A 13,908-nucleotide genomic window follows, 5' to 3' on the forward strand; every position below is an offset into this window, starting at 1 on the left:
CATGCCTCGCATCCCGCTGACCTGGCTCGGCGACCACGTCGAGCTCCCTGCCGGCCTGACGGCCGAGCAGCTGGCCGCCGACCTCGTGCGCGTCGGCCTCGAGGAGGAGGAGATCCACACCTCCGGCGTGACCGGCCCGCTCGTGGTCGGGCAGGTCCTCGAGCTCACGCCCGAGCCGCAGAAGAACGGCAAGACCATCAACTGGTGCCGCGTCGACGTGGGGGCGCACAACGAGCTCGACGACGACGGCAACCCGACGGTGGCGCGCGGCATCGTGTGCGGTGCGCACAACTTCGGCGTGGGTGACCGCGTGGTCGTCGCGCTGCCGGGCGCCGTGCTGCCCGGGCCGTTCCCGATCGCGGCGCGCAAGACGTACGGGCACGTGTCCGACGGCATGATCTGCTCGGCGCGCGAGCTGGGCCTCGGCGAGGACCACGCCGGGATCATCGTCCTGTCGAGCCTCGGCTACGGCGAGGAGGAGACCGCGCCCGGCACGGACGCGCTGCGCCTGCTCGGCCTGGCCGACGAGGTGCTCGAGATCAACGTGACGCCGGACCGCGGGTACTGCTTCGCGATGCGCGGCGTCGCCCGGGAGTACGCGCACTCGACGGGCGCACGCTTCACCGACCCCGGCGTGGCGTCGGACGAGGTGCTGCGCGAGCGCCCCGCCGGGTTCGCGGTCGAGATCGCGGACGACGAGGGCATCCACGGGGTGCCCGGGTGCGACCGCTTCGTGGCGCAGGTCGTGCGCGGCGTGCGCGCGTCCGGCCCGTCCCCGGCCTGGATGCAGCAGCGCCTCACGCAGGCCGGCATGCGCCCGATCAGCCTGGCGGTCGACGTGACGAACTACGTCATGCTCGACCTCGGGCAGCCGATGCACGCCTACGACCTGGCCACGCTCACCGCGCCGGTCGTCGTCCGCCGGGCGCGCCCGGGGGAGAAGGCCACCACGCTCGACGACGTCGAGCGCACCCTCGACCCGCAGGACCTGCTCGTCACCGACTCCACGGGCGGGCACGCCGCACGCGTGCTCGGCATCGCCGGGGTCATGGGCGGCGCGGACTCCGAGGTGGGCCGGGAGACGACGGACCTGCTGCTCGAGGCCGCGCACTTCGACCCCGTGTCCGTCGCACGCTCGTCGCGGCGGCACCGGCTGACGTCGGAGGCGTCCAAGCGGTTCGAGCGGGGCGTGGACCCGCAGCTGCCGCGGGTCGCGGTCGCACGGGCGGCCGCGCTGCTCGTCGAGCACGGCGGCGGCACGGTCGAGGACGCGCTGACGGACGTCGACCGCACGTCGGCGCCGGCGCCGGTCGCGTTCGACCCCGCGCAGGCCGCGCGGCTCGTCGGCGTCCCGTACACGGACGACGAGGTGCGCGCGACGCTCACCGAGATCGGCTGCACGGTCGCGGGTGACGCCGTGCCGTGGCGCGTGGACGTGCCGTCGTGGCGCCCGGACCTGGTCGCCGGCGTCGACCTGGTCGAGGAGGTCGCCCGCCTGCGCGGGTACGACGCGATCCCGTCGATCGTGCCCCCCGCCCCGACCGGTCGCGGGTTGACCCGGGACCAGCGGCTGCGCCGCGCGGTCGCGGACACCCTCGCGGCGTCGGGCCTCGTCGAGGTGCTCAGCTACCCGTTCGTCGGGGCCGACCAGCTCGAGGCGCTCGGCCTGCCCGAGGACGACGAGCGCCGCCGGGCGGTGCGCCTGGTCAACCCGCTCGCCGACGGCCAGCCGCTCATGCGCACGGACCTGCTGGTGACGCTCCTGGACACCGCGCGCCGCAACGTCGCGCGCGGGACGTCCGACGTGGGCGTCTTCGAACTCGGGCTCGTCACCCTGCCGGCGGCCGGTGCCGGTGTCGCGCCGCGCCTGCCCGGTGGGGCGCGACCGGCGGACGAGGACCTCGCCGCGCTCGACGCGGCCGTGCCGCGGCAGCCGCTGCACGTGGCGGGGGTGCTTGCCGGTCTGGCGGAGCCGGCCGGGGTGTGGGGCGCGGGTCGCCGGGCCGACCACGGTGACGCGATCGCGCACGTGCAGCACCTCGCGCGCCTCGCGGGCGTCGAGCTCGCGGTGACGGCCGACCGGGAGCGGGCGCCGTTCCACCCGGGCCGCTGCGCGCGGCTGTCGACGCTCGACGGCGTCGTCGTGGGCCATGCCGGGGAGCTGCACCCGAACGTCGTGAGCGCGCTCGGTCTGCCGGCGCGGACGGTCGCGTTCGAGGCCGACCTGTCGGCGCTGCTCGCGGCGTCGTCGCCCGAGCCGGTCGAGGCCGTGCCCGTCTCGACGTTCCCGGTGGCGAAGGAGGACGTCGCGCTCGTCGTGGCGGACGACGTGCCGGCCGCGGACGTGCTGACGGCCGTGCGTGCGGGTGCGGCGGCGTCGACCGCGGGCGACGTGCTGGAGGACGTGCGGCTGTTCGACGTCTACGTCGGCGACCAGGTCGGGCCCGGGCGCACGTCGCTCGCGTTCGCGCTGCGGCTACGGGCGGCCGACCGGACGCTGACGGCCGAGGAGACGGCCGCCGTGCGGGACGCGGTCGTCGCCGAGGCGCACGCGCGGGTGGGCGCCGAGCTGCGCGCCTGAGCGTCGCGCGACGGGCCGGTCACGGGTCGCCCCGGGCCGGCCCGTCGTCGTCGGTGCATCCGGCCGGTGGGCGAACCGGGGTGAACCGGGCGTCGTCGGATGAGTTCACCAGATAGTTACTGTCGGGTAGTTGCGACGAACCGGATGTACCGCGCAGGGTGAGACCGGCCGTCCGCGTGACGGCCGCTGCTCGCGCGACGAGGCGTGGTCACCCACCCCTCGCGCGCCCGACGGAGGAGATCCGCGTGCACGCACGACGACGGTCCACGGGGGCGCTCACCGCGCTCGCCGTGATGCTCACCGGTGGCCTGGCCACCGCGGGAGCCGCGCAGGCGGCGGTGTCGCCCGACGCGCCCCTGCTGCTCCACGAGGTGTACGGCGGCGGGGGCAACTCCGGTGCGCCGTTCGACCGTGACTTCGTCGAGCTGTACAACCCGGGCGAGGCACCGCTCGACCTGGCCGGGTACTCGCTGCAGTACGCGTCGGCCGGCGGGGCGACGTGGCAGGTGACGCCGCTGTCGGGCAGCGTGCCCGCGGGGGCGACGTTCGTCGTGGGGCAGGCGTTCGGCGCGAACACCGCGGCGCCCGACGTGCCCGTCGACCTCGAGGGCACGGGCGTGCCGATGAGCGGCACCGCGGGCAAGGTCGCGCTGGTGCAGGGCACGGACGCCCTGACGTGCAGCGCGGGGTGCGCCCAGGTGGACGCCGTCGTCGACCTCGTCGGCTGGGGCCCGAGCGCGACCTCGTGGGCGGGGTCCGCACCCGCCCCCGCGACGACGAACGCGACGTCCGTGCAGCGCGACGCCGCCCACACCCACACCGCGGACAACGCTGCCGACTTCCGGGCCGGCGCGCCCACGCCGACGGCGTCCGGTGCGGCACCCGAGGAGCCCGAGGAGCCGGGTGAGCCGCAGGCGGTCACCATCGCCGCGGTCCAGGGCACGGGTGACGCGTCCCCCCTGGTCGGGCGGCGCGTGACGACGTCCGGGGTCGTGACGGCGGCCTACCCGGCCGGCGGCCTCGCGGGCTACGTCCTGCAGGCGCCGGGCACGGGCGGGGACGCGGTGCGCGACGGCTCCCAGGCCGTGTTCGTGTACTCGCCCACGACCGTCGGGCGGGTGGCGGTGGGGCAGCACCTGCAGGTCACGGGTGAGGTCGTCGAGTTCAACGGGCTGACGCAGGTCACCGTCGGCGCCGCCGCCGACGTGCAGGAGCTGCCGACCGCCGACGCTCCCGTGCCGGTGACCGGGCCGTGGCCGGCCGACGCCGCCGCGCGCGAGGCGCTGGAGTCGATGCTCGTCCTTCCGACGGGCGACCTCACCGTCTCGAACACGTACGGCACGAACCAGTACGGCGAGGTCGGCCTCGCGGTCGGCACCACGCCGCTGCTGCAGCCCACGGAGGTGGCGCGACCCGGGTCCCCGGAGGCGGCGGCCGTCGCGGCCGACAACGCCGCGCGGGGGGTCGTCCTGGACGACGGTGCCACGACCAACTTCCTCGGTTCCGGCAACGGGGGCCTGACCCCGCCGTGGGTGTCGCTGCAGAACCCCGTGCGCGTCGGCGCGGCCGTCCAGGTCACCGAGCCGCTGGTCGTCGACTGGCGCAACGGGACGTGGAAGCTCAACCCGACGGCGCCCGTCGTCGCGGGCGGTCCCGCTCCCGTGACCTTCGAGGACGACCGCCCCGCGGCACCCTCTCCGGTGGGCGGCGACCTGTCGGTCGCGTCGTTCAACGTCCTCAACTACTTCACGACCCTCGGTGACGAGGCCGCGTCCTGCGTGGCCTACCGCGACCCGTCGGGCGAGCCCGTGACGGTGCGCGAGGGCTGCGACCAGCGCGGCGCCTGGGACGCGGCGGACCTCGAGCGGCAGCAGGCCAAGGTCGTCGCGGCGATCGAGGGTCTGGACGCCGACGTCGTCGGGCTGCTGGAGATCGAGAACTCCGCCCGCGTCGACGGCGTGGCCGACGAGGCCCTCGCGACCCTGGTCGACGCGCTCAACGCGGGGGCGGGCGAGGACCGCTGGGCGTTCGTGCCCTCGTCCGACGAGCTGCCGCCGGCTGCCGAGCAGGACGTCATCACCAACGCGATCATCTACCAGCCGGCCGCGGTGACCCCGACGGGCGCCGCGCGCGCGCTGGGGGACCAGTCCGGTGACGACCAGGCGTTCGGCAACGCGCGCGAGCCGATCGGGCAGGTCTTCACACCGACGGGCGGGGGCGAGCCGTTCCTCGTGGTCGTCAACCACTTCAAGTCCAAGGGCTCGGCGGGGCCGTGGCCCGGTGACGCCGACGCGGGCGACGGGCAGGGCGCGTCGAACGAGTCGCGCGTGCGCCAGGCGACGGCGCTGCGCGACTGGGTCCCGACCGTCCAGGGCGATGCCGAGGCGGTCGTCCTGGTGGGCGACTTCAACGCGTTCACGCGGGAGGACCCGCTGCAGGTGCTGGACGACGCGGGCTACGTCGACGCCGTCGCGCTGCTCGCGCCCGGCCAGTACTCGTACTCGTTCCAGGGGCTCTCGGGGTCGCTCGACCACGTGCTGCTCAACGAGGCGGCCGCCGGGCGGGCCACCGGTGCCGACGTCTGGGAGATCAACGCCCCCGAGTCCATCGCGCTGGAGTACAGCCGGTACGGCTACCACGGCACGACGTTCTTCGCTCCCGACGCCTACCGCTCGTCGGACCACGACCCGGTGGTGGTGGGGCTGACGGCCGGTGACGCGAACGAGGGCCCGGTCGACCTGACGTTCCTCAACATCAACGACTTCCACGGGCGCATCGACGCCAACACCGTGAGGTTCGCGGGGACGGTCGAGCAGCAGCGCGCGGCGGCCGACGGCCCGGTCGCGTTCCTCTCGGCGGGCGACAACATCGGCGCGTCGCTGTTCGCGTCGGCGGTGCAGGACGACCAGCCGACGATCGACGTGCTCAACGCCCTCGACCTGGGGGCGTCGGCGATCGGCAACCACGAGCTCGACAAGGGGTACGACGACCTGGTCGAGCGCGTGATCGCGGGCGGGCAGAACGCGCGGTTCCCGTACCTCGGTGCCAACGTCTACCGGGAGGGCACCACGACGCCCGCGCTCGACGAGTACGCGCTGCTCGACATGGGTGGCGTGACCGTCGGCGTCATCGGGGTGGTGACGGAGGAGACGCCCACGCTGGTGACCCCGGGCGGGATCGCCGCGCTGGACTTCGGTGACCCCGTCGAGGCCGTGAACCGCGTGGCCGCCGCACTCACCGACGGCGACGAGGCGAACGGCGAGGCGGACGTGCTCGTCGCGCAGTACCACGAGGGGGCGGGCGCGGGCACGCCCGACGGCGCCACCCTCGAGGAGGAGCTCGCGGCCGGGGGCGCGTTCGCCGACATCGTCACGGGCACCGACCCCGCGGTGGACGCGATCTTCACGGGCCACACGCACAAGCAGTACGCGTGGTTCGGGCCGGTCGGTGACGGTGACGGTGACGCGACCCGGCCGGTCGTGCAGACCGGGTCCTACGGCGAGCTCCTCGGCAAGGTCGTGCTGACGTACGACCCCGCGACGGACGAGGTCACGGCCGCCACGGCCGAGAACGTGGCGCGCACGACCACCCCGGACGCCGAGCTCGTGGCCGCCTACCCCCGGGTCGCGGAGGTGGCGCAGATCGTCGCGGCGGCGCTCGCGTACGCGAACGAGGTCGGGTCGCAGCCCGTCGGGTCCGTCACGGCGGACGTCACGACGGCGTTCACCGGAGGGCAGTACGTCGACGGCGGGTACGTCGGCTCGGCGCCGGGCACCACGACGGGTCGGGACGACCGCAGCCGCGAGTCGGCCCTCGGCTCGCTCGTCGCGGACGCCCTGCTCGACACGCTGGCCGCGCCCGAGCGCGGCGGTGCGCAGATCGGTGTCGTCAACCCCGGCGGCATGCGTGCCGAGCTGCTGTACGCCCCCGACGGCTCGGTGACGTACGCCGAGGCCAACGCGGTGCTCCCGTTCGTCAACAACCTCTGGACCACCACGCTCACCGGTGCCCAGGTCGTGACGATGCTGGAGCAGCAGTGGCAGACCAACGCGGACGGATCGGTCCCGAGCCGCCCGTACCTGCAGCTGGGGCTGTCCGACAACGTCACCTACACCTACGACGCCGCACGGGAGCTCGGCGACCGGATCACGTCCGTCACGGTCGACGGGGAGCCGGTCGACCCGGAGGCCGACTACCGCATCGGGACGTTCTCGTTCCTCGCGCAGGGCGGGGACAACTTCCGGGTGCTGGCCGAGGGGACCGGCACCGCCGACTCCGGGCTGATCGACCGGGACGCGTGGATCGCGTACCTCGAGGCGCACCCGGGCACCGCACCGGACTTCGCGGAGCGGGCGGTCGAGGTGCCGGCGCTCACGGAGCCGGTGGCGCCCGGGGGCGAGCTCACGTTCACCGTCGGCGGCATCAACCTGACCAGCCTGGGGGCGCCGGAGAACACGTCGGTCGAGGTGCTCCTCGGGGAGGCGTCGCTCGGCACGTTCCCGCTGGTCCGGGGCGACGGCCCGGACGCGTCGGCGCAGGTGACGGTCACCGTCCCGGCCGACCTCGCGCCCGGCGGGCACGAGCTCACCGTCGTCGCGTCGCCCAGCGGCACGACCGCCTCGGTGCCGTTCACGGTCGAGGTCGCCGGCGAGGCCTCGACCACGACGCTCAGCGCGTCACCGGACACGCAGGTGTTCGGCACGCGCGGGACCCGCGTGCGGCTCACGGCGGTCGTGACGTCGCAGGGTCCGGCCACCGGGTCGGTCCAGCTCGTCGCCGGCGACGACGTGCTCGGCACGGCGTCGCTGCGCGGCGGGCGGGCGGTGCTCACGCTGCCGGCCGACACGCCCGTCGGCACCTACGAGGTCGTCGCGCGGTACGCCGGCACGGACGCCGTGGCGGGCTCGCAGTCCGACCCGGTGACCGTGACGGTCGAGCAGGCGACCAGCACCACGTCGCTGTCGGTCGTCCAGTCGCCGATCCCGCGGCTGGTCCCGTCGGTGTGGGTCGCGACCGTGGGCCTCGACACCGCCCGGCTCCCGGCCGGCCGTGTCGAGCTGCGCGAGGGCGAGCGCGTCGTGGCACGCGCGGACGTGGTGCTCGGCCTGGCGATCGGGACCGTCCCGCGCGACCTCGGCAGCGGGACGCACCGTCTGACCGCGGTGTTCGTCCCGGACGACGCGGCGGGCGTCGCGGGCAGCACGAGCCGCACGGTCACGGTCCGCGGCTGACCAGGGCGGCACGCAGGGGCCCGACCGGCGTCGTCCGGTCGGGCCCTCGGCGCGTCGGGAGCGCGGCGTGCCGCGCTCGCGGGGCCCGGTCTCAGGTGAGGGCGGGCGCCCGCAGCAGCCCGAGCAGCGCGTCGCCGACGCGTGCGGTCTCGCGCAGGTACGGAGTGTCGGACAGGACCAGGTGCGTGACGCCCAGGTCCAGGTAGCGGCGCAGCGCGGCGGCCACGTCGGTGGGGGAGCCGACCAGCCACGTCGTGCCCGCACCGCCACCGCCGTAGCGGCCGGGCGCCGTGTAGAGGCAGGTGTCGAGCACGTCGCCGTGCCCGGCGAGGTCGAGCAGCCGCTGCTGCCCGACGGCGGCGCGACGCAGCGGGTCGGGCGGTCGGGTGCCGGCGTCCCGCGCCATGGCGGCGACCCTCTCCTCGGCGGCCCGCCACGCCTCCGCGGTGGTGTCGCGCACGACCGTCGTGACCCGCAGGCCGAACTCGAGCGGTGCGTGCCGGCGTCCGACCTCGTCGCTGAGCTCGCGCAGCCGGGCGATGCGCTCGGCCACGCCGTCGAGCGGCTCGCCCCAGAAGAGCTGGACGTCCGCCTCGGCCGCCGCGACCCGCTGCGCCGCGGGCGAGGCACCCCCGAAGTACAGGCGGGGGTGCGGGCGGTCGGTGCCCACGACGGGGCGCGGTGCGAGGGTCGCGTCGTCGACGCGGTAGTGCTCACCGCGGTACGTCACGTGCTCCTGCGTCCAGAGCCGCCGCACCAGCTCGAGGAACTCGCGCGTCCGGGCGTACCGCTGCGCCTGGTCCAGGGTGGTGTCCCCGTACTGCGCGACGCCGTCGTGCCCGCTGACGACGTTGACGAGCAGCCGCCCGCCGGACAGCCGGTCGAGGGTCGCCGCGGCGCTGGCGAAGTGCGCGGGCTGCCAGTAGCCGGGCCGGACGGCGACGAGCGGGCGGAACGTCGTGGTGCGTGCCGCGATGGCGGTGGCGACGGTGAACGTGTCCGGCCGGCCCCATCCGGTGCCGATGAGCGCACCGTCCCAGCCGTGCGCCTCGGCGGTCCGGGCCAGCTCGGTCGACAGGTCGAGCGTGCCCCACCCCTCGGTCGTGTCGTCACCGCGGTGCCCGGGCTCCACGGTGTTGGGGATGTACCAGAGGACCTGCGTGCCCATGCGTGCTCCCGGCGGTTCGGTAACGTGTCCGCCGACAATAAGCCGACCGGATCGCTCGGGATAAGTGGGGGGTCGCATGCTGGTCGCCCGTCGGCACCCCGGGGCCGGTCAGGTCGCCCGGGCGGGCGGGGAGGTGTCCCCGCGCCCACCCGGGCGACCGACGGGTCAGACGTAGTCGTGGTAGGCGGGCAGGTCCAGCACCCCGTTGCCGGACAGGCCGATGACGATCGTCTCCGCGGTCGTCGCCGCCCGGGCATGCGCGATCGCGCCGGCGACGGCGTGCGTCGACTCCGGTGCCGGGATGATGCCCTCGGCGCGCGCGAACTCGATGCCCGCGGCGAACGCCACGTCCTGGTCCACCGCGATCGCCTCCATGAGGCCCAGGGCGTACGCGTGGGACACCATCGGTGCCATGCCGTGGTACCGCAGGCCACCGGCGTGGATCGGCGGCGGCACGAAGTCCTTGCCGAGCGTGTGCATCTTCAGCAGCGGGGTCAGGCCCGCGACGTCGCCGAAGTCGTAGCGGTACTCGCCCTGCGTCATCGACGGGCACGCCGCGGGCTCGCACGCGACGACCCGCGTCGTCGTCCCCTCGCGCAGGTTGCGGCCCAGGAACGGGAAGCTCAGCCCGCCCAGGTTGGACCCGCCCCCCGCGCACCCGAACACGACGTCCGCGGTCTCACCGATCTCGTCGAGCTGCGCGAGCGCCTCCTGCCCGATCACGCTCTGGTGCAGCAGCACGTGGTTGAGCACCGAGCCGAGCGCGTAGTGCGCCTGCGGGTCCTGGGCCGCGACCTCCACCGCCTCGCTGATCGCCATCCCGAGCGACCCGGTGGTCGTCGGGTCGGCCGCGAGCATCGCCCGCCCCGCCTCGGTGAGGTCCGACGGCGAGGGGTGGCACGTCGCGCCGTACGTCTCCATCTGCATGCGGCGGTACGGCTTCGCGTCGTAGGACGCCCGCACCTGCCACACCTCGAGGTCGAGGCCCAGCAGCGCGCACGCCATCGACAGCGACGCACCCCACTGGCCGGCGCCCGTCTCGGTCGTCAGCCGGGTGGTGCCCTCCACCGCGTTGTAGTACGCCTGCGCGACCGCCGTGTTCGGCTTGTGCGAGCCGGCGGGGGAGCCGCCCTCGTACTTGTAGAAGATCTTCGCCGGCGTGCCCAGCGCCCGCTCGAGCCGCAGGGCGCGGACCAGCGGGGACGGCCGCCACAGCGCGTAGATCTCGCGGACCGTCTGCGGGATCTCCACCCAGCGCTCGGTCGACACCTCCTGCGCGATGAGCGCCAGGGGGAACAGCGGCGCCAGGTCGTCCGGGGTGAGCGGCTCGCGCGTGCCGGGGTGCAGCGCCGGCGGGCACGGCTCGGGCAGGTCCGCCGCCAGGTTGTACCAGTGGGTCGGCACGGCCGACGGCACGACGGTGCCCACGGGGTCGGTGCGCGGAGCGGGGCGGGCGGTGTCGGGAGAGGTGGTCATGTCGCCTCGGGAGGTTCGGGCGCGCGGGCGCGCAGGATCGGTGCCGGACCACCGCGCTGCCCCCGCCGTCGGTGAACCGCACCGCGAGCGTAGCGGCGCCCGGCGTGACGCAGCACACACCGCCACCCGTCCGTGGCGGGGCGGCCGCGCCGCGTCCGGTGGTCGAGACCGGGCCTCGGCACGGCCGCCGGGACGGTCTAGGGTCGGCGACGAGACACGGGGTGCCCGGCACGGAGCCGGGCTGAGATCACACCCGTCGAACCTGATCTCGTTCGTACGAGCGAAGGGATGTCCACCGTGACGTCTGCCGTCCCCCTGCCCTCCTCGCCTTCCGGGCCCGCCCCGGAGGACCTCGCCGCCGCGTGCGGTGCGGCGCTCGACGACCTGCGGGCGCGCACCCCGCTCGTCCAGTGCCTGACCAACGAGGTGACCACCAACCTCGTCGCCAACGCGCTCCTCGCGCTCGGTGCGTCGCCCGCCATGGCGAGCGTGCCGGGCGAGGCCGAGGAGCTCGCCGGCACGGCCGGTGCCGTGCTGGTCAACCTCGGGACGCTGGGACCCGACCAGCGTGCCTGCCTCGCGCCGACCGTCGCGGCCGCGGCGGGTGCCGGCGTGCCGTGGGTGCTCGACCCCGTGGCGGTGGGCGTGCTGTCCGTCCGCACGCGCCTCGCGGGCCGGCTGCTGGCGGAGCGGCCGGCGGTCGTGCGGGGGAACGCGAGCGAGGTCCGCGCGCTCGCGGGCTTCGTCTCCGCCGGTCGGGGCGTCGACGCGCGCGACGACGTCGACGCGGCCGCCGGCGCGGCGGACGCGCTCGCGGGCGTCACGGGCGGGGTCGTCGCCGTCTCGGGTCCGGTGGACCTCGTCACGGACGGCCGGGTGCGGGTGCGGCTCGCCGTCGGCGACCCCCTGCTCACGGCGATCACCGGCGCGGGCTGCGCGCTGGGCGGTCTGGTCGCGGCCTTCACCGCCGTCGCACCGCCGCTCGTCGCGGCGGTCGCCGCCTCCACCGTCCTGGGCCTCGCGGCGGAGCGCGCTGCCGTGGACGCGCGGGGGCCGGGCTCCTTCCAGGTCGGGGTGCTCGACGAGCTGCACCGGCTGGACGCCGCCGGCCTCACCGCCCGCGTGCGTACCGCCCAGCAGGTGGCGGTCCCCGCGTGAGCGCCCTGCCGGAGGGGGTCTACCTGGTCCTCGACGCCGACGTGTGCGCGGCGGCGGGGCACCACCCCGCGGACGTGGCGGCGGGCGCCGTGGGGGCGGGCGTCGGCACCGTGCAGGTCCGCGCCAAGCGGGCCACGGTGCGGGAGCTCGTCGACCTGACCGTCGCCGTGGCCGACGCGCTGCGTGCTGCCGGCCCGGCGGTGCTCGTCGTGGACGACCGCGTCGACGTCGTGCTGGCGGCGCGTGCCCGCGGCGCGCGTGTCGACGGTGTCCACGTGGGCCGCCGTGACCTCGAGGTCGCCGACGCCCGTGCGCTGCTCGGACCCGGGGCGGTCGTCGGGGCCTCGGCCGCGCTGCCCGACCACGTGCGGGCCGCCGCGGGCGCCGACTACCTCGGCAGCGGGCCGGTGCGCCTGACCCCGACCAAGCCCGAGGCGGGGCCGGCGATCGGCGTCGACGGCACGCGGGCCGCGGTCGCGGCGGCCGACGGACGACCGGTGGTGGCGATCGGCGGGCTCGGCGCCTCCGACGCCCCCGCCCTGCGCGCCGCCGGCGTCCGTGCGATGGCCGTGGTCGGTGCCGTGTGCGCCGCGAGGGACCCCGCAGCGGCCGCGGCGCGGCTGGTCGCGGCCTGGGCCCGCGCCGAGGTCGAGGCGGCGGCCCGGTGAGCGGGGCGGACCCGACCCCGTCCTGGCGGGCGACCCGGCCGGGCAGCCGCGTGCGCGTGCTGTCGGTGGCCGGCACGGACCCGACGGGCGGTGCCGGGATCCACGCCGACCTCAAGTCGTTCGCCGCGCACGGCGCCTACGGGATGGCCGTCGTGACGGCGCTCGTCGCGCAGAACACGCACGGCGTGCGGGCCGTGCACGTCCCCGACGTCGCGTTCCTGCGCGCCCAGCTCGACGCCGTGAGCGACGACGTCACGGTCGACGCGGTGAAGGTCGGCATGCTCGGCACGCGGGCCGTCGCCGACGAGGTCGCCGCGTGGCTGGTCCGCACGCGCCCGCCCGTCGTCGTCCTGGACCCCGTGATGGTCGCCACGAGCGGCGACCGGCTGCTGGAGCCCGACGCCGAGGAGGCCGTGCGGCGGCTCGTCGCCCAGGCGCACCTGGTGACGCCCAACCTGCCGGAGCTCGGGGTGCTGCTCGGCGAGGCCGTCGCCGCGACGTGGTCGCAGGCCGTGGACCAGGCCCGGCGCCTCGCCCGCACGTCCGGGGCGACGGTGCTGCTCAAGGGCGGCCACCTGGACGGCGACGCGAGCCCCGACGCGGTCGTGGACGGCGCCACCGTCACCGAGCTCGACGCGCTGCGCGTGCCGACGAGCAGCACGCACGGCACGGGCTGCTCGCTGTCGGCGGCGGTCGCGGCCCTGCGACCGCGCCGCCCCGACTGGGTGAGCACCGTGCGGGAGGCCAAGGAGTGGCTGACGGGTGCCATCGCGGCGGGGGACGCGCTCGCGGTGGGCTCCGGACGTGGCCCCGTCGACCACCTGCACCACGCGCCGACGCTCGGCGCGCGTCCCTTCGGCGCGGAGGCGTGGGACCGTGCGGAGGGCCTGCGCCGCGCGTGCGACGACCTGCCGTTCGTCCGCGGCCTGGCGGACGGCACCCTGGCCGTCGAGCAGTTCGAGGCGTACCTGCGGCAGGACGCGCTGTACCTCGGGCAGTACTCGCGCGTGCTGGCCCGGGCGAGCCAGCTGGCGCCCGACGCGACCGCCCAGGTGTTCTTCGCGCAGGGGGCGGCACGGTGCCTGGACGTCGAGGCCCGGTTGCACGAGGCCCGCCTGCAGGAGGTGCGGCTGCCGGGGGTGCGGTTGCCGGGGGAGGGACGCCGCGGGGGTGCCCCGCCGGACGTCGCGCGCGCGGCTGCGTCGTCCGCGCCGACGAGCGCCGCCACCAGGGCGTACGTCGACCACCTGCTCGCCGTCGCCGCGACCGGCTCGTACGCCGAGGTCGTCGCCGCGGTACTGCCCTGCTACGTGCTCTACGCGGACGTCGGGGCACGGATCCTGGTGCGGGCGGGCGACCTGGCCGCCCACCCGTACGGGGACTGGGTGGCGACCTACGGCGACCCGCAGTTCGCGACGGCGGCAGCCCGTGCGACCGACCTCGCCGACGCGGCCGCCCGCGAGGTGGGCGGGGCGACGCGGGCACGCATGCTCGCGGCGTACGCGGCGTCCTTCGTGCACGAGATCGCCTTCTTCGACCAGGTCCGCCGACCGGGTGCCGACCGTGGCCGGGACGGGGCGGGGGTGACGGGCAGATGACCCGGCGCGCGCGCCCGCGACGTCGCCC

The 13,908-nt window shown here is 76.1% G+C and carries 7 protein-coding genes and 1 riboswitch; of the genes, 5 read left to right on the top strand and 2 right to left on the bottom strand.

Going from position 1 to position 13,908, the window contains the following annotated elements; all coding sequences use genetic code 11:
- Position 1 precedes the first annotated feature (1 nt).
- Positions 2 to 2,581, top strand: coding sequence for a phenylalanine--tRNA ligase subunit beta (gene pheT, locus BMZ16_RS15505; RefSeq protein ID WP_089802005.1), 2,580 nt, complete (start codon positions 2 to 4; stop codon positions 2,579 to 2,581).
- Between the two features lie 293 nt (positions 2,582 to 2,874).
- Positions 2,875 to 7,812, top strand: coding sequence for an ExeM/NucH family extracellular endonuclease (locus BMZ16_RS15510; protein WP_089802213.1), 4,938 nt, complete (start codon positions 2,875 to 2,877; stop codon positions 7,810 to 7,812).
- 91 nt (positions 7,813 to 7,903) lie between these two features.
- Here the strand turns inward: BMZ16_RS15510 and BMZ16_RS15515 are convergent, their stop codons facing one another.
- On the bottom strand, positions 7,904 to 8,980 hold the full coding sequence (locus tag BMZ16_RS15515) for an LLM class flavin-dependent oxidoreductase (RefSeq protein WP_089802007.1): 1,077 nt from the start codon (positions 8,978 to 8,980) through the stop codon (positions 7,904 to 7,906).
- A 165-nt stretch (positions 8,981 to 9,145) separates the two neighbouring features.
- Positions 9,146 to 10,456, bottom strand: coding sequence for a TrpB-like pyridoxal phosphate-dependent enzyme (locus tag BMZ16_RS15520; RefSeq protein ID WP_089802009.1), 1,311 nt, complete (start codon positions 10,454 to 10,456; stop codon positions 9,146 to 9,148).
- 207 nt (positions 10,457 to 10,663) lie between these two features.
- Positions 10,664 to 10,762: riboswitch (TPP riboswitch) on the top strand.
- On the opposite strand from BMZ16_RS15520, the gene thiM reads away from it, so the two are divergent.
- The 3 genes from thiM to thiD all read left to right on the top strand — a co-directional run bounded on the left by thiM (position 10,745) and on the right by thiD (position 13,880).
- Entirely contained in the window at positions 10,745 to 11,614 is an 870-nt protein-coding gene (gene thiM / locus BMZ16_RS15525; protein WP_177199728.1) for a hydroxyethylthiazole kinase, read from the top strand. (Overlaps the previous riboswitch by 18 nt.)
- On the top strand, positions 11,611 to 12,282 hold the full coding sequence (locus BMZ16_RS15530) for a thiamine phosphate synthase (protein ID WP_089802011.1): 672 nt from the start codon (positions 11,611 to 11,613) through the stop codon (positions 12,280 to 12,282). The genes thiM and BMZ16_RS15530 overlap by 4 nt, the downstream gene beginning before the upstream one ends.
- A gap of 50 nt (positions 12,283 to 12,332) precedes the next feature.
- Positions 12,333 to 13,880, top strand: coding sequence for a bifunctional hydroxymethylpyrimidine kinase/phosphomethylpyrimidine kinase (thiD, locus tag BMZ16_RS15535; protein ID WP_255366730.1), 1,548 nt, complete (start codon positions 12,333 to 12,335; stop codon positions 13,878 to 13,880).
- Positions 13,881 to 13,908: the final 28 nt, after the last annotated feature.

This window comes from Cellulomonas sp. KH9 (assembly GCF_900114185.1).
Classification (GTDB): domain Bacteria; phylum Actinomycetota; class Actinomycetes; order Actinomycetales; family Cellulomonadaceae; genus Cellulomonas.